Origin of the sequence: Winogradskyella thalassocola (assembly GCF_900099995.1) — a bacterium.
Taxonomy (GTDB): Bacteria; Bacteroidota; Bacteroidia; order Flavobacteriales; family Flavobacteriaceae; genus Winogradskyella; species Winogradskyella thalassocola.
In genome coordinates this window covers 1,547,820-1,570,158 of sequence record NZ_FNCZ01000001.1, presented here as the reverse complement: position 1 = coordinate 1,570,158, position 22,339 = coordinate 1,547,820, and the positions used below count along the sequence as shown (strand labels likewise).

Annotated in this window: 22 protein-coding genes; 8 read left to right on the top strand and 14 right to left on the bottom strand. The window is 32.7% G+C overall.

Annotated features, from left to right (window positions below; translation table 11 throughout):
* Positions 1-65: 65 nt before the first annotated feature.
* The 6 genes from BLT80_RS06400 to BLT80_RS06375 all read right to left on the bottom strand — a co-directional run bounded on the left by BLT80_RS06400 (position 66) and on the right by BLT80_RS06375 (position 6,605).
* Positions 66-1,565, bottom strand: a complete 1,500-nt coding sequence (locus tag BLT80_RS06400) for a S8 family peptidase (RefSeq protein WP_092466728.1) — start codon at positions 1,563-1,565, stop codon at positions 66-68.
* A 116-nt stretch (positions 1,566-1,681) separates the two neighbouring features.
* Complete coding sequence (locus tag BLT80_RS06395; RefSeq protein WP_092466727.1) at positions 1,682-1,972, bottom strand: Sec-independent protein translocase subunit TatA/TatB; 291 nt, start codon at positions 1,970-1,972, stop codon at positions 1,682-1,684.
* A 102-nt stretch (positions 1,973-2,074) separates the two neighbouring features.
* Positions 2,075-4,372, bottom strand: coding sequence for a M1 family metallopeptidase (locus BLT80_RS06390; RefSeq protein WP_092466726.1), 2,298 nt, complete (start codon positions 4,370-4,372; stop codon positions 2,075-2,077).
* A 61-nt stretch (positions 4,373-4,433) separates the two neighbouring features.
* Positions 4,434-4,940, bottom strand: coding sequence for a DUF6702 family protein (locus tag BLT80_RS06385; protein ID WP_092466725.1), 507 nt, complete (start codon positions 4,938-4,940; stop codon positions 4,434-4,436).
* Between the two features lie 47 nt (positions 4,941-4,987).
* Positions 4,988-5,800 carry a peptidase associated/transthyretin-like domain-containing protein gene (locus BLT80_RS06380; RefSeq protein WP_139181024.1) on the bottom strand — a complete coding sequence of 271 codons (813 nt, stop codon included), beginning with the start codon at positions 5,798-5,800 and terminating at the stop codon, positions 4,988-4,990.
* On the bottom strand, positions 5,787-6,605 hold the full coding sequence (locus BLT80_RS06375) for a carboxypeptidase-like regulatory domain-containing protein (RefSeq protein ID WP_092466723.1): 819 nt from the start codon (positions 6,603-6,605) through the stop codon (positions 5,787-5,789). The genes BLT80_RS06380 and BLT80_RS06375 overlap by 14 nt, the downstream gene beginning before the upstream one ends.
* Positions 6,606-6,838: 233 nt before the next feature.
* Between BLT80_RS06375 and pepE the strand changes: the two genes are divergently transcribed.
* Positions 6,839-7,546: a dipeptidase PepE gene (gene pepE / locus BLT80_RS06370; RefSeq protein ID WP_092466722.1), complete on the top strand. Its 708-nt coding sequence runs from the start codon at positions 6,839-6,841 to the stop codon at positions 7,544-7,546.
* A 115-nt stretch (positions 7,547-7,661) separates the two neighbouring features.
* Here the strand turns inward: pepE and BLT80_RS06365 are convergent, their stop codons facing one another.
* Complete coding sequence (locus BLT80_RS06365) at positions 7,662-8,057, bottom strand: ankyrin repeat domain-containing protein (RefSeq protein ID WP_092466721.1); 396 nt, start codon at positions 8,055-8,057, stop codon at positions 7,662-7,664.
* A gap of 261 nt (positions 8,058-8,318) precedes the next feature.
* On the opposite strand from BLT80_RS06365, the gene gpmI reads away from it, so the two are divergent.
* Together gpmI and BLT80_RS06355 are read left to right on the top strand one after the other, a co-directional pair.
* Positions 8,319-9,836 carry a 2,3-bisphosphoglycerate-independent phosphoglycerate mutase gene (gene gpmI, locus BLT80_RS06360; protein WP_092466720.1) on the top strand — a complete coding sequence of 506 codons (1,518 nt, stop codon included), beginning with the start codon at positions 8,319-8,321 and terminating at the stop codon, positions 9,834-9,836.
* A 43-nt stretch (positions 9,837-9,879) separates the two neighbouring features.
* Positions 9,880-10,278, top strand: a complete 399-nt coding sequence (locus BLT80_RS06355) for a BT0820 family HAD-type phosphatase (RefSeq protein WP_092466719.1) — start codon at positions 9,880-9,882, stop codon at positions 10,276-10,278.
* Between the two features lie 8 nt (positions 10,279-10,286).
* Here the strand turns inward: BLT80_RS06355 and BLT80_RS06350 are convergent, their stop codons facing one another.
* Positions 10,287-11,555 carry an acetyl-CoA hydrolase/transferase family protein gene (locus BLT80_RS06350; protein ID WP_092466899.1) on the bottom strand — a complete coding sequence of 423 codons (1,269 nt, stop codon included), beginning with the start codon at positions 11,553-11,555 and terminating at the stop codon, positions 10,287-10,289.
* Positions 11,556-11,680: 125 nt separating this feature from the next.
* On the opposite strand from BLT80_RS06350, the gene map reads away from it, so the two are divergent.
* From map to BLT80_RS06325, 5 genes are all read left to right on the top strand, one after another.
* A complete protein-coding gene (gene map / locus BLT80_RS06345) occupies positions 11,681-12,499 on the top strand; it encodes a type I methionyl aminopeptidase (protein WP_092466718.1) in 819 nt (272 codons plus the stop codon).
* Between the two features lie 9 nt (positions 12,500-12,508).
* On the top strand, positions 12,509-13,270 hold the full coding sequence (locus tag BLT80_RS06340; RefSeq protein ID WP_092466717.1) for a DUF3050 domain-containing protein: 762 nt from the start codon (positions 12,509-12,511) through the stop codon (positions 13,268-13,270).
* A 138-nt stretch (positions 13,271-13,408) separates the two neighbouring features.
* Positions 13,409-13,789 carry a GxxExxY protein gene (locus BLT80_RS06335; protein WP_092466716.1) on the top strand — a complete coding sequence of 127 codons (381 nt, stop codon included), beginning with the start codon at positions 13,409-13,411 and terminating at the stop codon, positions 13,787-13,789.
* Between the two features lie 47 nt (positions 13,790-13,836).
* Positions 13,837-14,619 (top strand): class I SAM-dependent methyltransferase, encoded by a 783-nt coding sequence (locus BLT80_RS06330; RefSeq protein WP_092466715.1) that lies wholly within the window; start codon positions 13,837-13,839, stop codon positions 14,617-14,619.
* A gap of 14 nt (positions 14,620-14,633) precedes the next feature.
* Positions 14,634-15,002: a DUF423 domain-containing protein gene (locus BLT80_RS06325; RefSeq protein WP_092466714.1), complete on the top strand. Its 369-nt coding sequence runs from the start codon at positions 14,634-14,636 to the stop codon at positions 15,000-15,002.
* A 150-nt stretch (positions 15,003-15,152) separates the two neighbouring features.
* Here the strand turns inward: BLT80_RS06325 and BLT80_RS06320 are convergent, their stop codons facing one another.
* The 6 genes from BLT80_RS06320 to BLT80_RS06295 all read right to left on the bottom strand — a co-directional run bounded on the left by BLT80_RS06320 (position 15,153) and on the right by BLT80_RS06295 (position 22,334).
* Positions 15,153-15,509 (bottom strand): hypothetical protein, encoded by a 357-nt coding sequence (locus tag BLT80_RS06320; RefSeq protein WP_092466713.1) that lies wholly within the window; start codon positions 15,507-15,509, stop codon positions 15,153-15,155.
* 41 nt (positions 15,510-15,550) lie between these two features.
* Positions 15,551-16,426 (bottom strand): hypothetical protein, encoded by an 876-nt coding sequence (locus tag BLT80_RS06315; protein WP_092466712.1) that lies wholly within the window; start codon positions 16,424-16,426, stop codon positions 15,551-15,553.
* Positions 16,427-16,581: 155 nt separating this feature from the next.
* Positions 16,582-19,122, bottom strand: coding sequence for a T9SS type A sorting domain-containing protein (locus BLT80_RS06310; protein WP_092466711.1), 2,541 nt, complete (start codon positions 19,120-19,122; stop codon positions 16,582-16,584).
* Positions 19,123-19,278: 156 nt separating this feature from the next.
* Complete coding sequence (locus BLT80_RS06305; protein ID WP_092466710.1) at positions 19,279-21,003, bottom strand: T9SS type A sorting domain-containing protein; 1,725 nt, start codon at positions 21,001-21,003, stop codon at positions 19,279-19,281.
* A gap of 159 nt (positions 21,004-21,162) precedes the next feature.
* Complete coding sequence (locus tag BLT80_RS06300) at positions 21,163-21,450, bottom strand: hypothetical protein (protein ID WP_092466709.1); 288 nt, start codon at positions 21,448-21,450, stop codon at positions 21,163-21,165.
* A 131-nt stretch (positions 21,451-21,581) separates the two neighbouring features.
* The gene (locus BLT80_RS06295; protein ID WP_092466708.1) at positions 21,582-22,334 is read right to left on the bottom strand and encodes a LytR/AlgR family response regulator transcription factor; all 753 of its coding nucleotides are present in this window, start codon (positions 22,332-22,334) and stop codon (positions 21,582-21,584) included.
* Positions 22,335-22,339: the final 5 nt, after the last annotated feature.

Genomic DNA, 22,339 nt, shown 5'->3' with positions numbered 1-22,339 from the left:
ACTGTTCATAAAAAAAAGCCTCATTATAAACTAATGAGGCTTTTCCTTTTATTAAACATTTCAGATTACTGCACGGCTTGCAAAGCATCAATATTACCATAACCAAAACTGCTGTTTTTATTTGGATAAAATTCTGCTGATTGTTTTAACCTATTAAGAACTTGTGTGCGACTCCAACTTGGATATCTCGACCATATTAAAGCCGCTATACCAGCTGTAGTTGCTGTTGCTACAGAAGATCCACCTGTATAACGTCTCTGACCATCATAAAATCCTAATACAGGAGGTGCTTTACTTGTATTATTATCTCCTTCCATGACAATCGTAAAATCTATTTTACTACCGCTATGACAGGTATCACAACGTTCATAATTACTTCCATCATTAACTCCCGTAACTGCTACCGTTTCGCTCATGGTTGCTGGGAATATAACACCAAAGCCATTGGTAAAACTAGTAGACGTTCCACCTGCCGCAAAAATTAATTTGCCTTTACTGTAAGCGTATCGTACTGCATCTTTTACATTACCAATTGACCACACATAACCTATGGACATTGAAATTATTTTTACATCACTTCTATTACCTAAATCTTTTAAGGCTTGAGAAACACCCTTACGCTCATGATAATCGTTTAATAGCACGTCTTCCGTAGCTCTGTAAGCCACTAAATTAGAATTATACGCTACACCTAAAGGCATTCCGTTATCATTTCTTGGTGCTGCCATGGTAGATCCCATTGCAGTTCCATGACCACATTTATCGTGAGGACCATCATAATTACTAGACCACCACCAATTAGAATCTATAAAAGTGCCATACTTTTGAACAAACCGACCTGATGAGTAGCCATCATTAATTCCTGCTGAATTTAAAAGTACTTGATTTTTTGAAACCCCAGTATCAATTAAACCAATCGTAACTCCAGCCCCTGTAGAATAATTCCAAGCACTTTGAATATTATGTTCATTAAAATGCCAAGACACTTGTGCGTTATTAGGAGCTATTGTAGAATAGTGTGCAGAATTTATTGAATCCCCACTAGTATCACATCCTGAGCTTGATTTTTCTTGAACATCTGTATATTGATTATACCCATTTGGCTCTAAATATCTAACGTATTCACTTTCTCTTAAGGCAATAATAGTTTCGAGCTTTGTAACTTCTGCATCAAAAACAGTTAGAATATCATCCTCTTTTAGCTTAAAGTCTTCTTTAAGAATTTGCTCTTCTCTAATTATTGTTGCCAACAAATTATTTTTTTTAATTTTAAGTTCTTCATCTTCGACTTCACTAAAGCTTTGTCCTTCGTCACCATAACCAACAGTCAGTACATTTTGTCCGTGCGTTAATGCGCTCCATAAAAAGTGTGCATCTTCCTTATTCCAATCAAAATCACCCGTTGTTCTGATGCTTTCACTAATACGTTGGTTAATTTGCTCAACGGTTAAAGGGTCCTTTGGAAATTGAACTGCTTCCAATTCAGAATCAATAATAGCATCTTTAGAACAAGACGCCATGGTAATTGCTAATAGAAGCACTACCAATGTGTACATTTTTTTCATGTAATAAAATTTAGATGGTTAATTAACTCTCTAAATATATTAAATAAAACGCGCTAATTAGTAAGCTATTTTATGATTGTATTAAAAAACGAGGTGTATTCTTAAGAAATACGCAATTACTTATTGCGTTTTAATGATCCTGTGAAGTCTTCGAGATCATCTTTAATTTTATCGATCTCTTCCTGAACATTTTTTGTAACATCCTTATCTAGGATGTTATTTTCTTTTGCACTTTTAGTAACTTCTTGTTTAATGTCATTACTTGCATCTTTTAATTGACGCATACCCTTACCCAAGCCTCGTGCAATTTCAGGAAGTTTATCTGCACCAAATACTAATACCACTATTAATAGTATCACCATTATTTCGGCAGCTCCAATAAATAATATTGTTATTTGATGTATCACGGTGCAAATATAGAATGAGTTTGTGAATTAAACCACTTCAAATTAAAAATAAAAAAAGCCAACCTAAAAAAAGTTGGCTTAAATTTATAATCTTACTTCTTATTAATCTCTTACTCTACTTTTAAACTTATCAAAATCACTTTCTTTAACTTCTCTAGGCCAAGAATTATTAGAGGTATCTACATCTGCTGTTTCTAAATCTGGATCTACTTGTATAGATACAATTTCTTTTTCGCTAGCAATTGCTTTCTTCACTTCCTTATCATTTAATCTCCATACTTGAGCTGGATATGTTTCTCTGGTTGATGTTCCATCTGCATATGTATATTCTACAATTAACGGCATTACTAATCCACCTGGTTTATCAAATGTAATTTGATAAAAATATTTAGGTGCTGTTTTCATTGCCTTCTGCTCTTCTGGTGTAAAATTATCCATTATGTATTCTTTTACTGTAGGCAAAGCATCAATAGATGTATTTGTTTTTATTGCATCATCATAGCCTTCGTCACCTTCTTCAATAAAATACACTAAACTTTTAGGATCTCTATTATAACGTTCAGCTAATCTTTTTCCGTTATCATTTGGAGTTGTAGTAACTGCAAATTTCTTAACTTCTTTAACACCTATATCAGTATAATCTGTAGTGTAAAACCAACCTCTCCAAAACCAATCTAAATCTACTGCAGATGCATCTTCCATAGTACGGAAAAAATCTTCAGGAGTTGGGTGTTTAAACATCCAACGATTTGCGTATTCTTTAAATGAATAATCAAAAAGCTCACGCCCCATTACGGTTTCTCTTAAAACATTTAAGGCTGTAGCAGGTTTACTGTAAGCGTTATTTCCAAATTGATACGTATTTAAACCTTTGGTCATAATTGGTGCAATAAAATTTTGATCACCTCCCATATATCTCACAATATTCTTGGCAGGTCCTCGTCTAGATGGAAATGCTTTGTGCTGTGGAGATAAAGCACCAGGATACCATTCCCCAAAATCTTGCTCTGCAACGTATTGGGTGAATGTATTTAACCCTTCATCCATCCATGTCCATTGACGCTCATCACTATTTACAATCATTGGGAACCAATTGTGCCCAACCTCATGAATAATTACTCCTATCATTCCGTATTTAGTTCTATCGGAATAATTTCCTTCTTTATCCGGACGACCAAAATTAAAACAGATCATTGGGTATTCCATTCCCATAGGTGTATTTACAGAAATTGCTTTGTGATAAGGATAATCAAACGTCATGCGAGAGTATGTCTTTAATGTACTCGCCACTGCTTTAGTTGACCATTGTTCCCATAAAGGATTTCCTTCTTTTGGATATAGTGACACAGCCATAACATCCTTTTCTCCAAGTTTTACAGCCATCATATCCCAAAGGAACTTACGAGAGGTTGCAAAACCAAAATCACGAACCATTTTAGCCGAAAGCCTCCACGTTTTCTTGTCTTTACTTTTAGATTTTTCAGCTTTTCTAGCGTCTTCATCTGTTACAATCATTACAGGTTCGTCATAAGATTTCTGTGCTTTCTTGTAGCGTTTCATCATCTCTTTTGTAAAAACTTCTTCACGATTCGTTAATACTCCTGTCCCATCTAAAATATGATCTGCAGGCACTGTAATATTAACATCAAAATCACCAAATGGCAAAGCAAACTCATCACGTCCCCAAAACTGAGAATTTTGCCATCCTTCTACATCATTATATACGGCCATACGTGGGTAAAACTGAGCTATTGTGTAGAGATTGTTATCATCTTCTTCAAAGTATTCATAACCAGAACGGCCACCATCTTTAACATGATTATTTATATTGTACCACCATTTTATTTGAAATGAAAATTTATCACCAGTATTCATTGCTCGTGGCAATTCTACTCGCATCATTGTACGATTTATGGTATATGGTAAATCATTGCCATTAACATCCTTAACATGTACAATATTGAAACCTCCGTCAAAAGATTCTTTTAAATAAGATTTTACAACACTAGAAGACAACGACGCAGGAGAAATGCTAGAGCTACCAATAAGTGGTGTTTTTGAATCTCTTGCGCGCATGTTTTGGTCTAATTGTACCCATAAATATTTTAACTCATCTGGTGAATTATTGGTATATGTAATCGTTTCATCTCCAAATAATTTTGCATTAACATCATCTATTTCAATATCCATTTTATAATCGGCTTGCTGCTGATAATATCCAGGACCAGGCGCTCCAGAACCTGTTCTAAACACATTTGGCGTAGAAAACTCTTCATAAAGCTGTTTGAATTTGTTTTGGTTAGTATGACCTTGTTGGCGTTCGGCCTTTACGTCATCTTGAGCATATGTGCTAAAAGAAGTCAAAAGCATAGCACACACGAAAAATTTAATAATTTTCATATAATTTTATTGTTGTTAAAATGATGCCTAAAGTATAAATTTATGATGGCTTAATAGTTTTTTATTCAAATTTTAACACGCAAGTGTCATTCTGCGGAACCAGCAAAAAACTCTTGTTTTTACCTAGAAGTTTTAACCTAACTATATTTTGCTGTTCTGAAAACGCATCGAATAAAATTTGATTGGTAATCTCTACTGACTTAATAATTGAAATATTTTCTATTTCTAAATAGCAATACGTAATATCATCTTTATATTCCTTTCCTATAAATTTGAAGTTTACGATATCACCATTTACGATAACCTTTAATTTATCTGTTAAATACCGACTCATATATGTGTCTACCTTATCTGATTCACCTTCGATATCGAGTGTTATATCTTCATCGTAACGTTTGCGTAATAAGGTTTCAAAATCATCAATAAATATTTGACTTATTATTTGGAGAGCTTGTTCTTCTTTTGCGTATTCTACTTCAGTTACACTAACATAATATTCGTGATTATTTGTATTCGAAATTAAAAATGGAAGACTTAAAAAGACAATTAAAATAGGTAGTAATTTCATATTTTATTTTAACGATGCATAATTTATTTACAAAACGCATTCCAAAGTTAGTCTTTAGTTATTGATTTTCTATTTTCCTGATACACTTTTAGCTTTGCTTGTAAAAATTCTAATAGTGTTATATCATCATTCTTATTACACAACGTTAAAAATTCATCGTCCTCTTGGCAAAACAGAAAATACTCAGTACGTAGGTTTTCAGCTAAAGAATCATTCTCAAAAATAAACGACTCATACCCTATTCTTAAACGTTGAATACAACGTTCTCTATCATCCAATTCTACGATGTTTTCGAGTTTTTTAGTTCTACCACTAACCCTATTCAGTATTTTATGAAGATTTAAACCTACACCACCTCCAAACGGACCTCCCATTATTGATCCAACAGGCCCTGCATCAGCATCGTGTAGTTTCCGTTCGTTTTGAGTAAGAGGTTTTCCTTTATACCCAGAAATACCCAAATCGTAAAAATTAATCTCGGGTTTAGCGTCTGAGTTTTGAAGATCTGATTCTAAGCTTCCTGTTAAAATTTTACCGACAATAACCTCATTCAGTTCATTAATATTTTCAATAAGCACAACACTGAATTCGCCTAAATCTAATATCGATTGTGAAATAATAACTTCTTGTGTTTGATATTTAACACCAGAAATAACTAATGTGTCTTGTACTTTTGCCGGAATCACAAAACTTCCATCTTCATTTGAAATGGTATATTTTGCTGCTGTTTTGTTTTGAACATGAAGTCCTTCGACCTCGTCGTTTGCAATTAACTTCCCATTTAAATCGCTTCGCTGTGCATTAACAAATAACACACTCAAAAAGGTAGTCAGGACATAAAGAATTTTACTCTTTTTCACTAGTGTCTTTTAAAAACGCTTTACTTAATTGAGAAATACGTTCTAAAAGTTGCATTTCCTTATTTTCTTCAAATAAGCTATCATCTATACCTTCTTTATCAGCATAATCAATAAATGATTCCACCTGCTCTAGAGGTATATCAAAGTTATTGTGAATATAATTTACACTGTAAGTATCTAAGGCTTTCTTAAAAGGTGTTTTTTCTAACACAACATCTTTCTTACTTTTAAACTTAATTTTACTAAAATCAACCACATTTTTAATCAAAAATCCGGCTACATTAACTAGATCCACCATATCTCCCACATGTGGATTGTATTCGTTAAAAGCCAAATTATCTGCTTTGGTTTTATAATCTGCAGAGAACTCAAAATCCTCGATATTATCCAAACCAAAATAAACGGCGTCTAAACTTACGTTGTAAGTTCTAACGTTTTCTAAATCGGCTCCCAAGTTACCCGTTAAGTCAAATGGCAGCAACACAACCTCATCTAATTTATTGACGTCTTCAACAAGGATAACCGTTAAACGCTTAGATAAAATAATCTTATCGGTAATTGTAACATTAAAATCTTTAAATTGAAGTGCACCGAATTCTACAACATCATTAACTGCTACTTTTATTTCAAAATTTCCATCTGCGTCTGTATAAGTTCCTTTATTGGAAGAGGAATTAAAAACGGTGACACCTTCTTTATCATCAGAGGACACCACAATTCTACCATTTACAGTAACTCTATCAATATCTTGACTAAAAGCTGTTAACGTTGTAATTGTAAATAATAAGAGTAGTATTTTTTTCATGTGTTTATATTTTTTTATTCGTAATTACCACCTGCTGTTCACTCATAGTCATACGCCTAACTGACAACAATTTTAACACGCTTGGTTCTTGTTTTCAATTCTTGTACTAAATTTCGGTTATATTCTTCAATTCTCATAGGAATCCGTTCGTAAATGTTTGTTAAATGAGAAAATAGCACTTTTAAAAAAAGATTGACTTTCTTTGTAAAACTGTACATCTAAAACAAAAAATTTTGAAATCTATTATAATAGCAAGTACGTCGACCATTCATGGCAGTGGTTATTTAGAGTATTTAATGGACGAACTAAAAGTTCATTTTAAATCTGCAAATGAAATTTTATTCATTCCGTATGCTAGACCAGGAGGTATTTCGCATGATGACTATACAAATACAGCTTCTAAAGCTTTTGCTAAAATAGGAAAAACAGTAAAAGGTATTCACGAATTTGAGAATGCAGAAGACGCCATTAAAAATGCACAAGGTATTTTTGTTGGTGGTGGTAATACCTTTGTATTAGTGTCTCAATTATATAAAAACAATGTACTGTTACCTATAAAAGAAGCCATTAATCATGGCACACCTTATTTAGGTACAAGTGCAGGAAGTAATATTTGTGGCTTAACGATGCATACTACTAATGACATGCCAATAGTATATCCTCCGAGTTTCAAAACTTTAGGACTGGTACCATTTAATATAAACCCGCATTACTTAGATCCTATTGAAGGTAGTACGCATATGGGGGAAACCAGAGAAACACGGATTAAAGAATTTCATGCTTATAATAATCAACCTGTAATTGGGTTACGAGAAGGGAGTTGGATTGCTGTCGATGGCAAAAAACTTACTTTAAAAGGAACTTTAGAAGCTCGAATTTTTGAGTTTAACAAGGAGCCTTATGAAATTACAACACATTCAGATTTAGGCTTTTTAAAATAGGTTAAAGCCCTATTGATATGCCATAATCAAAAAGCTAAAACAAAATATTTATAAACACAAAAAAGCGCCTTAAAGGCGCTTTTTTCAACTAACTAACTCAAATAATTGTCTACTCCTAGACATCTTTGTTTTTAAAACGCTTAAGAAACATTTCCGCTTCTTTAGCTTTAGAATTTTTCGCATGACTTAAAGCGGTATATCCCAAATCACATGGTTTGTGAATTTCAGAACCTGCAGTGATCAAAGCTTTAATAATTTCTACACGATTATATTTTGCTGCGTAATGAATTGGCATCATACCATTAGACTTTGCATTAACATCAGCACCAGCTTTTATAAGCTTATTAACTTCTTCTAAGTTACCAGTAGCAACGGCCTTACATAAAGGACTCACTTCAACTGTTTTTACAATAACTTCATTTAATTCTGAAGTTTTAAGATCATTGGATGCATTTAAATTTGAAATGGAGAAGCCTAATGCTAAAGCTAATACGATTACTGATTTTTTCATGATGAAAGATTTTTAATTTAATTGATTGTTTTTTGATTATACCTAATAGACGACAGATTCCTTAATGTGTTACACTTTATTTTTTTTATAACATTTCTTTAACACTTTGAAAATAAATATGTTAATATCGTCTCAAAACATAAATAAATCTTTATCATCTACTTAGAAAGACTTAAAATAGGGTTAACATTTCAAATTTTTTTAACATACAGATTTGTTGTAGCGTTGTATGTATTATCTTTGATACTCAAAATATTTCACATGAATAAAAAGGTTATTTTAATGATTTTAGATGGTTGGGGAAAATCACCCGATCCTAAAGTTTCAGCTATAGACAATGCAAACACTCCATTTATAGATTCACTTTACACTAAATACCCAAGCGCCAGTTTAAGAACTGATGGTTTACATGTGGGTTTACCAGAAGGACAAATGGGAAATAGCGAAGTAGGACACATGAATTTAGGTGCGGGACGAATTGTATATCAAGATTTAGTAAAAATTAACCTTGCTGTAGAAAATAATACGCTTCGTGAAGAACCTGTTTTAAAAACAGCTTTTGAATACGCAAAAGTCAATAATAAAAATGTACACCTTTTAGGTTTAGTTAGTGATGGTGGAGTGCATTCTCATATTAATCATCTTTTCGGACTCTTAAATGCCACACATGATTATGGACTAAAAAATGTCTTTGTACATGCATTTACAGATGGTAGAGATGTAGATCCAAAATCTGGATTTAGTTTTATTTCGAAATTAGAAGACCACCTAAAAGAAACCTCTGGGAAATTAGCATCCGTAACTGGTCGTTATTATGCTATGGATAGAGATAAGCGATGGGAACGTGTAAAGATTGTTTATGATGCATTAGTAAATGGAGAAGGAGAAAAAACTAAAGATGTTTTAAAATCGATTCAAGATAATTACGAAAACGACATTACAGACGAATTTATAAAACCTTTAATTGTAACAGGTAAAGATAACCAACCTGTGGCGACGATAAAAGAAGATGATGTTGTAATCTTTTTCAACTTCAGAACCGACCGAGGAAGACAACTAACAGAAGCATTAACACAAAAAGATTTTCATGAGTACAACATGCACAAAATGAATCTTAACTATGTGACGATTACAAATTACGATAACACCTTTAAAGGCATTAACGTTGTTTTCAATAAAGATAATCTTACAGAAACCCTAGGTGAAGTCTTAGAGAAACATCATAAAAAGCAAATTCGTATCGCTGAAACTGAGAAGTATCCTCATGTTACTTTTTTCTTTTCAGGTGGACAAGAAAAACCATTCGAAGGTGAAACTCGAATTTTAAGAAACTCACCAAAAGTAGCAACCTACGATTTAAAACCAGAAATGAGTGTTTATGAATTAACAGAGGCACTTATTCCTGAACTTAAAAAAGGAGAGGTTGATTTTGTATGCTTAAATTTTGCCAATGGTGATATGGTTGGTCATACAGGTGTTATGCAAGCAGCGATAGAAGCTTGTGAACATGTAGACAAATGCGTCAAAGAAGTTGTGACTACAGCATTAGAGAATGATTATACCACTATTTTAATTGCTGATCATGGTAACTGCGAAACCATGATAAATCCTGATGGCACTCCAAATACGGCTCATACAACTAATCCTGTTCCAATTATATTAATAGACAAAGATTTAAAAAACATTAAAGACGGTGTTTTAGGCGACATAGCGCCAACGATTTTAAAATTAATTGGTGTACCTCAGCCTAAAGCAATGACTAGAGAAAGTCTTGTATAAATTTCTTAATAGTGTAACTTTGCCCTAGATTATAATAAATAGCATGAATTTTCAAAATAGATTAATAGTAGCCGTAGATTTCGATGGCACCATTGTAGAAGATGCCTATCCTAAAATTGGAAAAACGCGCATCTTTGCTTTTGAAACCTTAAAAAAGCTTCAAGAAGATGGTCATCGATTAATTCTTTGGACGTATAGAAATGGTGCAAAACTGCAAGAAGCTGTTGATTTCTGTAAAGATAACGGCATTGAATTCTATGCCGTAAATGCTAGTTTTCCGGAAGAAAAATACGATTACAGTAGAAGTCGAAAAATCCATGCTGATCTATTTATAGACGATAGAAACATTGGAGGTATTCTCGGCTGGGGCGAAGTTTATCAAATTATTACCAATGAAGAACCTAAAATTCCTACTGCTAATAAAAAGTGGTGGCAATTTTAGTGGGTCTTCTAGTTTATTAAATCAAAATAAGATTTCTCAATATCCTCTCTGTGATCTGGGTGTGCTATATTGACTAAAGCTTTTACTCTATTTTTAATTGTTTTACCATATAGATTCGCAATGCCGTATTCCGTAACGACATAATGCACATGGGCTCTCGTCGTTACAACACCTGCTCCTGGTTTTAAAATAGGAACAATTCTACTGATCCCATTTTTAGTAACCGATGGTAAGGCAATAATTGCTTTACCTCCATCACTTAATGATGCGCCTCTAATAAAATCCATTTGTCCTCCGACACCAGAATACATATCAGAACCAATAGAATCTGCACATACTTGACCTGTTACATCAACCTCAATTGCAGAATTGATGGCAACCATCTTAGGGTTCTGTTTAATATATGCTGCATTATTGGTGTAATTTGAAGCACGCATTTCTACAAACGGATTATCATCTACATAATCATATAAGCGTTTGGATCCCATTAAAAATGTTGAAAGCGCTCGTCCACGATTAATCTTTTTATAGTTACCATTTATAACATTATTAAGAATTAAATCTATAACTCCATCTGAAAACATCTCTGTATGTAAACCTAGATCTTTGTGATTTGTTAACTGCGTTAAAACGGCATTAGGAATAGAACCAATTCCCATTTGAAGTGTACTTCTATCCTCGATTAAACTGGCTACGTATTCTCCTATTTTAAGTTCTATAGCATTAGGTTCAGCCATTAAATGTACAGGCAATTCTTCATTCGATTCTACAAAATAATCGATTTCTGAAATATGAATAATTCCTGCTCCATGTGTTCTTGGCATCTGTGGATTTACTTGAGCAATCACAGTCTTAGCATTATCTATAGCAGCCAAAATAGCCTCAACAGAAACACCTAAAGAGCAATAGCCATGACGATCTGGAACAGAAACATGAATCAAAACCACATCGAGCTCTAAAATGCGTTGCTGAAAAAGACGCGGAAGTTCACTTAAAAACACAGGTGTATAAGATCCATTACCCGCTTTTAAGGTATGTCTCACATTTTTTCCAATGAAAAAGGAATTAACATGGAAGCTGTCTTTCAATTCCGGATTAGCATAAGGAGCAACTCCTTCGGTATGCAACTGACAAACCTCAACATTACGCAGCTCTTCATGTCTTGCGGATAATGCTTTAACAAGTACCTGAGGTGCAGCCGCTGCTGCTTGAATATATACACGATCATTAGACTTCACAACTTTTAAAGCCTCTTCTGCGGAAACAATTCTATACATAGTTATACCATTTAATTCTGCAAACATATAATAGAAAACTTATTTTTAAACTGTTATATATCATGTTTTAGAAATACTTAAGAATTGTTATAATTCCCTATCTTTGCCGCTCAATATTTTGAATCATGATTATAGTAAAAACAGCAGAAGAGATTGAATTAATGCGTCAAAGTGCGCTCATCGTATCTAAAACCTTAGGTATGTTGGCTAAAGAAACCAAAGAAGGTGTAACCACGAATCATTTGGATGCTATCGCTGAAGAATTTATTAGGGATCACGGTGCTTTACCTGGCTTTAAAGGCCTTTACGATTGTCCTTCAACGTTGCTTTGTAGTGTTAATGAAGCTGTAGTTCATGGTTTACCAACAGACATTCCATTAAAAGATGGTGATATTGTTTCTATAGATTGTGGTTCATTTATGAATGGCTTTTATGGTGATCATGCTTATACTTTTGAAATTGGAAATGTTGCAGAAGAGACTAAGAAACTCATTCAGATTACTAAAGAATCACTTTATAAAGGTATTGAACAATTAAAAATTGGCAATCGCGTTGGTGATGTCGGTTTTGCAATTCAACAATTTACGGAAGCAGAAGGCTATGGTGTGGTTAGAGAATTAGTTGGTCATGGTTTAGGCAGAAAAATGCATGAAGATCCTGAAATGCCAAATTACGGAAAACGTGGTCGTGGTAAGAAATTTATTGAAGGTATGGTTGTTGCCATTGAGCCAATGATAAATTTAGGAACTCATAAAGTAAAACAATTGAGCGACGGTTGGACTATTGTAACGCAAGATGGGAAACCAAGTGTACATTTTGAACACGATGTTGCTATTGTAAACGGGAAACCAGAAATACTTTCAACTTTTGCTTATGTGCATGAGGCTTTGGGTATTACTTCAGATGAAGAAGATGCTTTTAGACAAAAAGCACTCGTTATTTAAAAGACTCTCATGACAATTAAGTATTTAGAAAACGAATTAACAGACTTAAGGTCTGAACTTAACAGCCATAAATTATATAGTGCTTTATCTTCTATTGAAGATGTAAAAACTTTTATGGAGCAACATGTGTTTGCCGTTTGGGACTTTATGTCTTTGTTAAAAGCGCTTCAAAATCAATTAACGAACACTAGAGTGCCTTGGACTCCTGTTAAAAATCCATCGACGGCGCGTTTTATTAATGAAATTGTTCTTGGTGAAGAAAGTGATATTAATGAATTAGGAGAGCCTAAAAGTCATTATGAAATGTACTTAGATGCGATGCACCAAATTGGAGCAAGCACTTCGCAAATTGAAAGTTTTGTTAATCATATTCAAAATAATAATTCTGTATCTCATGCTGCAGAAAAAGTAACTTTGAATGCTGAAACCTTAAAATTTGTAGATTTTACATTTAAGGTAATTGCAACAAATGAATCGCACAAAATTGCCTCAGCATTTACTTTTGGACGTGAAGATGTAATTCCTGATATGTTTTTTCAAATTATCAATCAGTCTAAAACCAGCGACAATACTTATAGTAAGCTAACCTATTATTTAAAGCGTCATATTGAATTAGATGGTGATGAGCACGGCCCACTTTCATTAAAAATGATAGCGGAATTATGTGGTAATGATGAGCAAAAATGGAATGAAACTCTAGACGTTGCCAAAGCCGCTTTACAACATAGAATTGCACTTTGGGATGGTATTTATGATTTAATTTCTAGTTAGATAGAAGCGTAAATATTATTTTTATTTTCTGAATTAAGTAACGGTATTGTTTCTTACTATCACCAAATAGCTATTTCTCAGAGATACTTAGAGTTTTCACGGAGATTCACGGAGCGTTTTGAGTATAATTTTGATATTATGGTATACGATAAAATTACGGAAAATATTATAGGAGCAGCTATAGAAGTACATAAAGAACTTGGCCCAGGCCTTTTAGAATCCGCTTATCAGGACTGTTTATTTTATGAATTAAAAGCACTAGGCTATTCAGTTCAAAAAGAAGTTTCAAGACCTATTATTTATAAAGATATCACTTTAGATCACGGTTACAGAATTGATATATTAGTAGAAAACAAAATAGTTATTGAACTAAAAACTGTTGAGAAATTCACAGATGTTCATACTGCTCAAATATTGACTTACATGAAATTAGGGGATTACCCAATAGGACTATTACTCAACTTTAATACTAAGCTTCTAAAAAACGGAATAAAAAGATTCATAAACACAATCGAGTAAGCACTCCGCGAAACTCTGTGTGTCTTTGTGTATCTCTGAGTAACACTATGAAAAAACTCTTCAAACTTATATTAAACACCATACCAAGACCTTTACTCATAAGATTAAGCTACGTGGCACGCCCAATATTAGTTTTCTTTTTAAAAGGAGATACATTCACGGATCCAATCGATAATAAAAGTTTTAAAACGTTTTTACCTTATGGTTACGGTAACCAAAGAAACAATGTATTATCACCATCTACATTAAGTTTAGAACGTCATAGATTATTGTGGTTATATCTTAACAAAGAGACTAATTTTTTTTCAAGAGATACTAAATCAAGTTCAGCATTAAGTGTACTTCATTTTGCTCCAGAGCAATGCTTTTTAAAACGTTTTAGAAAGCTTAAAAACTTAAAATATACGACGACCGATTTACTGTCTCCTATTGCGGATGTTAAGGCTGATATTTGCGATTTGCCTTTTGAAGATAACAGTTATGATGTTATTCTTTGTAATCATGTTTTAGAACATATCCCAGATGATACTAAAGCCATGCAAGAATTATACAGAGTCATGAAACCTGGTGGGTATGGTATTTTTCAGATTCCACAAGAATTAGATAGAGAAGTGACTTTTGAAGACGATTCTATTACAGATAGAGATGAACGTGCTAAAATTTTTGGACAATATGATCATGTTCGTGTTTATGGTCGTGATTATTTTGATAAGCTGCGCTCTATAGGTTTTAAAGTTGAAGAAGTGGATTACACGGTTTCACTTTCTAACGAAGACATTGAAAAATATTGCCTAGCGAAAGGCGAAATTATTCCTGTAGTTTATAAATAAAACAACATACTAAAATGACGCAACACATTATAATTGCAACTGGAGCTTTATTCGGTATGCTCGCCGTAATCTTTGGTGCTTTTGGCGCCCATGCATTAAAGAAAATCTTATCTACAGATCAATTGCATAGTTTTGAAGTTGGTGTAAAGTACCAAATGTATCATGCCATTGTTTTGCTAGCTCTAGGCCTTAGCAATACCGATGTTACCTCGGCAACGTATTGGTGTTTCACAATTGGTATTATATTATTCTCGTTTAGTATTTACGGTTTGATTTTATCGGATGCCAAAGGCAAAAAACTTCGGTTTTTAGGACCTGTGACTCCAATTGGTGGTTTACTTTTAGTTGTTGGTTGGTTGTTGGTATTGATTCATGCTTTTTAATGCTTAATTAGGGTATAATTACTACTTCATTTATCTAAACAAAAAAAAAGCTGAGCCATTTAATGACTCAGCCTTAGCTAGATTTCTAATTAATAAAAAACACATGATTACTATTAGTTCTAGTTTTATTATCAATATCTCGTTATAACTTTAGGATAATAAATTAACAACAAGCTCTTGCTCTGCTACTCCTCCAAAACCGTCTGAGGCACTGACTAAAATTGTATTATGTCCAGATAAAAACAGATTATACTCAATTACGTAAGTCAAAGCGTTTAAATCTTCAATTAATAAATCCCCATTTGAGTAAACAGCATAAACAATAGTGTCATTATCTGGATCTACAGCTGCGGTCCAATTAAAAGGTATACCTGTGTTTGTTGCTGCTCCTTCTGTGACTATAAATGCACTTGGGTTTCTGTTTTCTTTAGATTGATCATCATCTGCATTACAATTAAAAAGCAATAGCGTTACCCCAATTAAAAGTATAGATGTAAAAATTTTCATAAGTAGTGCTGTTTTTGGGTGTTTAAATTTGGATGTATTGGTTAATGAAAAGGACTACCACAAGATTCTGCTGTTTCAAGACAACTAGCTTTGTGCTCATCGGCTAACTTCCAACCTCTAAGTGTTTTTTGACCTTCTGGACTTTGCCAATAGGCATTGTTCTTATCTTTAATATATTTACTGTAAGCGTCTGCCTCTTTTTGCATAGTAGCCAAATCTGCTTCATCTTTAGACGTTAGCGTATAGGCGATTTGTTTTTCACGCATAGCGGTTAAATAATCGGATACCATTTTACGCACATTCTCTTGAGACAGTGCCTTATATTCTGGTGCTTTTCTAGGGTCTGGTCCTGCACTATTATTTAGAGCAATATTTTTTGCTTTATTTAAAAATTTACCGAAACCTTTTTTCTTTTTATTAGTCTTCGAAGTTGCCTCACCATCTGGCGTTGTGCCCTTTAGCACATAAACTCTTCTTATGTCACCAAATTCTGTACGGCTGTTAAAATGATCTATAAAAAAAATATAATTGCCAATAGCCACATAGCCTTCGTTAAACACTTTTTCATAAACGATATATGTGTTGGGAAACCCAGTAAAAGTTTGTCTATTTTTTGTAAAATCTGCAATATATTGGCTTCCTTTTTCGTCATTATCATTTTTGTCTATTATAGCGATTCCAGAGTCAATACCTTCATGATTTAATAATTTTACGATAACTTCTTGTGGCTCGTTATATTGGCCAACTCTTTCTTGACTAAGATTTATTGACTGTTTTCCTTCGTTATCAATGCCCACACCTGGATACTCAATATAAACTGGGTTTTCGCCTTTTGCTTTAATATTTTCAAAAAATGTTTGTTGTGCAAATGTACTTGTGGTTACTGATGCAATAAAAAATAATAAAATAGTTTTCATAATAAATTTGGTTTTATAATTATGTATCAAAAATGATAAGATCTAGGAAAAGGATTTTTAACTTTTTGGTGAATGGTAAGATTTTGTGAATGAATAGCAACAAAAAAAAGGAAAGCCTTTATGACTTTCCTTTAATAGTGAAATTGAATTATGGTTTATTCCTTTATAAATCGTTTTATATGTTGATTTCCTTCTGAATCTATAATCTTAACGAGATAAACACCATTTGACAATCCGGAAACATCCATTGCTTTACTGTTAGATTTTAAAACTTCCTTTCCTAATATTGAATAAATAGAAATCTTGTTAATCTCTGTTTCTGTTTTTATGTTTAAGGTTGCTGTTGTTGGGTTAGGATATAGTGAGATTTCACTTGTATTCAATTCAAAATCTGAAGTACTTAAAGTTGAACTATACTCGTAGACTCCCATATCTACAGTAGTATTGAATATGCGTGAGTTTCCTGCTAAATCTGTAGTTGATGTAACAAAACTATTATCTCCAGCATCTACTGCTGGTGACAAACTTTGTAATGTATAATCGCCACTTGCAGCATTTGTAAACATCGGATTTGTATTACTAGTATTAGCTAAGTAAATTAAATTTGAAAAACTATCTTCCCCAATAGAGTTACTCACAATGGTTTGATTTGCAATGGTTTTTGCTAATTCACCAACAGATGGCGCTACTGTATTATCTGTAAGTGTATTATCATACACAATACAATTAGATATATTAACATTATTTGAGCCATCATCTACAGTCATCCCTATTACTGCAGACTCTACTCCTGTAGCTCCTAATATATTGGTATTATTAGCAAACGTGCAATTAACTATATCTCCAGTAATAGTAGAATTATTATTGTTTGCATTAAATTGAATAGTTGCTGTACCCTCATTAGGGCTTGTAATGGCAGAGCTATAAATATTATTAAAAAATAAATTATTAACTAAAGTTACATTTAATTTTGTGTAGGTAGATCCTGTTTCGCAATAAATAGCTTGTCCCCAATATCTAGCACTGTTATTACTAAACTCGGAATTTTCTACATTAAAATTGGTAACAGCTCCAGTACCATTTTGTATTAATCCTGCAACAGCAAAATATACAATTCCTGCTGATCTTGATGCGTTATTTATGAATTTACAATTTTTTATAGATAACCCTACTTGAAAATTAGAAAATATTGCAGCTCCAGCAGTATCTGAATTTCCACCTTGCACAGTCACTCCGTTTAATTCAAAATACCTACTACTTTGCGTAATTACTCTCTTTATATTATCAGACCTAGAACTAGTGTAAGGATCTATTGAAGTATCATTACCATTAACATCACCTTCTAAAATAGTTGGTGCATTATTTAAAACATCTCTTTCTGACAATTGTGTTTCTGTACCATTAAAACCTCCATATAAAGTAAAACCTTCATTAACAATATTAAATGTACTAGCAGTACCGTTCCCTGTTGGCGTATACGTACCATCTGCAAGCCACATTTCTGTAGTATTAGTCCCTATATTATCTAAAGCATTGGTTAAACTAGTGTACGCATTAGCCCAAGAGGAACCATCGCCTGTTCCTGTAGCATCTACATCTACATACATTTTAGTTAAATTTAAAGGTGCTACAATTATGTATTTTTTTAATGAAATTTTTGGACCATCTTGGTATAATGCATATAAGTTTCCATCAAATTCGTTAATAGCCATTTTTATAAAAAAAGTACTATCATTACTATTTAATCCTATAGATGGTAATGTTGACCAAGTATTTAGATTGGTATCATAATTTTGAAAAACAATATCTTCTGAACTATTAGCATACATTAAATACAATTTGTTATCATTTAGACTTTTTCTTAACTCTACAATATCATTAGTTGCTGTTTCTGACTTAACAAAAGAGCTTCCATTATAAACTCTAATATCATTAACTGCTGCACCTTGCGGAACTACATCATTATAAAAGGCATGATAATTAGAATCGTAAATTCCTGATATATTTTTTGTAGTAGTACCATTTAAAAAATTATTAAAGTCAAAATTATTATTTGCTGATCCTACATTTTTTCTTCCAGTAACACTTCCATTATAATTACTCTCTTGAGACACAAAATATTCGTCGTAGGCCGTAAAATCATATCTATGATCTCCATTATATTGATTGTTTGAATTAATTAAAACTTCTAAATGGTTTGGCCCTGTACCAGCTGCATCACGCTCTACAATAAATAATTTTTGAGTCCATTCTCTTCCTGCTACTCTAATAGTACCTGCTGCATTAAATTGAATTTGTAAGCGATGGTCAGACAAGGCTGAACTTCCAACATTTGTGAAAATTGAAGTCCAAGTAGTTCCATTATATTTATAAGCAGACATATTATTAGTAACACTTCTGTAGGCAACAACAATTTCATTATTAAACGGATTAATTTTAATAGCAAGATTATCTGCTGTATCGGCAGATACTGCACCAATTGAGACCCAACTTGTACCATCAAATTTAGTAACGTACGCCTTATTCCCATCTAAGACATTTGTATATGCTACATAAATATCTCCATTTGTAGAATCAAAAGTTATTGCTCCGTCTGAAGCAAAATTTGTGAATTGAGTAGCTCCTACCTGTGACCAGTTTTGCGCAAAGGCATAACTACTGACAAAAAGTAATAAAAAAAGTAATCTTGTTTTCATAATAAATTTGGTTTTATAATTATGAAACAAAAATGATAAGGTAATGGGAAACTATTTTTAACTTTTTGGTGAATGGTAAGGTTTCACGAATGAATAGTAACCAAAAAAAGGAAAGCCATTATGACTTTCCTTTTCTAAGACAAATTATAATATGGTTTACTCTTTTATAAATCGTTTTACATGTTGTACACCTTTTACATCTATAATCTTTATTAGATAGATACCTTCTGAAAGACTAGAAACATCTATAGTTTTAGTCTTTACATTTAAAACTTCTTTCCCTAAAACTGAATACACTCTAGCGGATTTAATTGCGCTATCAGATTCAATATTTAAAGCTGATGTTGTTGGATTTGGATATAATTTGATTTGGTTCTCTAATATTAAAACATCATCTAATCCTAAAGAAGCATCATACTCATAAGCTCCTAAATCTATTGTAGTATTAAAAATCCTAGCATTCCCATTAAGATCTATAGTACTAGTTATAAAAGAATTATCACCATAATCAATTGCTGGAGATCCACTTTGTAAAGTGTAATCACCAGAAGCAGAATCTGCAAATAAAGGATCGGTGGTTATTATATTTAAAGCACTACTATAGCCTGAAAAACCATTATTAGATATATTATTACTTAATGAGCCTGTTGTACCTGTCTGTAATGCATCTACAATTGCTCCGCTACTATTAGTATTATTCCAAAAAATAGAGTTATAAATTTCAACTGATGGCACATTAGTCAAATACGTTATAACTGGCGTACCACTAGTCAGCGTATTATTAGTAAACGTAGAATTTATAACTTGTAAATTTTGAGTTCCGCTAAGATCTTGTCTTAACCATAATAGAGAAGCTCCACTATTGGTCGTCGCAGTGTTGTTTGTAAACAAAGTACCTTCAAGATTTAAATTAATGGTACCGTTATTAGAACGTCCGTAGTAACAGGTTGCGAAAACGGATTGATTATCTTTAAAAATAGTGTTTTGTATGTTTAGGTTTACATTCCCTGAATTATCTATACATCTAACAATACCAGCTCTACTTAAGGTGTGTTTAGTAAACTGACAGTTCTCTATGTTAACCGTGTAAGCTCCATTTACACTAATACCAGAACCTTCCTTTTCTGACTCTACCGAACTATTAGCATTAGCACTTGTTATTTCAAAACCATCTATAACTACATTGTCTCCATTAATATCGATTATTCTATAACTATTTTCGGATCTATTAGGATCAGTTGCATTAAATGTATTTGCATCATTTCCATTAACATCTCCAGATAAAATAGTTGGGTTTGCAGTTATATTTCTTTGAGATATATCTGTTTCAGTTCCATTAAAACCACCATAAATTTTTTGATTTTCAAATAATGAAAATGAATCTGTTCTCAATGATCCTGGAATATAAATTCCTCCAGTTACCCAAAAATCTGGTGTATTTGTATTATTAGCTAAAGCCGTTTTTAAATTTGTATAAGCATTTGCCCAAGAAGAGCCATTATTTAATCCTATTGCATTTACATCTACATAAACGCGACTTAATGGTGCTGGTTCGCTGTAATTGGATAAAGCAGTCACTTCTGCTGGAGTTAAAGTACGATCAAAAATTCGAATGTCATCCAAAAAACCTTGAAAACCGAATTGCTGATTTCCTGAAATTTCTAAAGTTCTATTTCCAGAATATAAAAAAGTTTGCCACGAAGTACTTAACTCATCAGTTGCATCCGATCCAGACAATGTACCGTCGATATACATATTACCTATGTATTGATCATTTCCATTGATAAGTATTTTTTCATAGGTTACAATTATATTGTGCCAATTACCATCATTAAGTGGTGGACTTTGTATTGTTATATCTTTATTTGCACTAGCACACATATTTGAAGGATTATTTGTACAAGAAACATTATCTATATGTGCCGTAATTCTTGCACCTTGCTGAACTATATATATACCACCAGACGCACCTATCTGATTGTTATTAAGACGTCTAAAAACTTCATTATATCTGTTACTATTTAAACCTGTCCAGTTTACTCAAAAGCTGTAAGACATATTTGCAGATTGTGTATTTGATCCCGCTGGCCAATTACCTGCTACAAAACGACCATCTGTATTATTTAATGCACTATTTGTTTCCGCATCCCAGCCTGTTGTAATTGTATAACCATTGTTTGTTGTTGGGTTTAAATCTCCTATTCCTGGACTAACTTGGTTTGCAATACTATCGTTTCTAAAGGTATATCTCTTAATATCATCAGTTGGGATTTGTGCAAATGCATAACTACTAACAAAAAGCAGTAAAAAAAGTAATCTTGTTTTCATAATAAATTTGGTTTTATAATTATGAAACAAAAATGATAAGGTAAAGGGAAACTATTTTTAACTTTTTGGTGAATGGTAAGGTTTTACGAATGAGCGGAACTTATAATTATTATTTAGCTTAGTCTCGGTGTTTAAAACACGCGATTTATAATGTCCATAAACTCATCTTTACGTTCTCGAGCAATAGGAATACTTTTATTATTACTCATTATAACTTGCAAGCCATCTTTTTTAGTAATCTCCGTCATATACTTTAAATTGATTACAAATGAGCGGTGTGGCTTATAAAACAATGGTTTATTACTTAATTGTTCTGAAAAATGTTTTAGTGTTTTACAAATTAATTCGGTTTTACCATTTTGCAAATACACTTTTGTATAGGCACCATCGGCTTCAAATATTAAGATATCTTCATGTGAAACAAACCTAATGCCTTTTGGGACTTCTAAAGCTATTTTGTTTAATGCCAATTGTTCAAAATTACGTTCTAGATTTAGTAATTTTTGTTTTATAAAATTTTCTTCAAGGTTATTTGATGCTTTTAAAATGGCTTGTTTCAGCTCCTTAGCATCCATAGGTTTTAAAAGATAATCTACAGCAGATAATTTAAAGGCTTCTATTGCATAATGTCCGTAAGCTGTTGTAAATATAATTTGAAAGTTAATGGGATCTTTTTTAAAAAAATCTAAAATTTGAAGTCCAGAATGGTTAGGCATTTCAATATCTAAAAATACAATATCAGGTTTTTTGGCTTTTATTATTTCTACTCCATCTACTAGATTTTCGGCTTCAAAAACAGTATCAATTTCAGGGCATTCTTCTTCAATTAACACATTTAAAATTCGTCTTGCGCGTTTCTCATCGTCTATAATTATCGCTTTCATAGTTT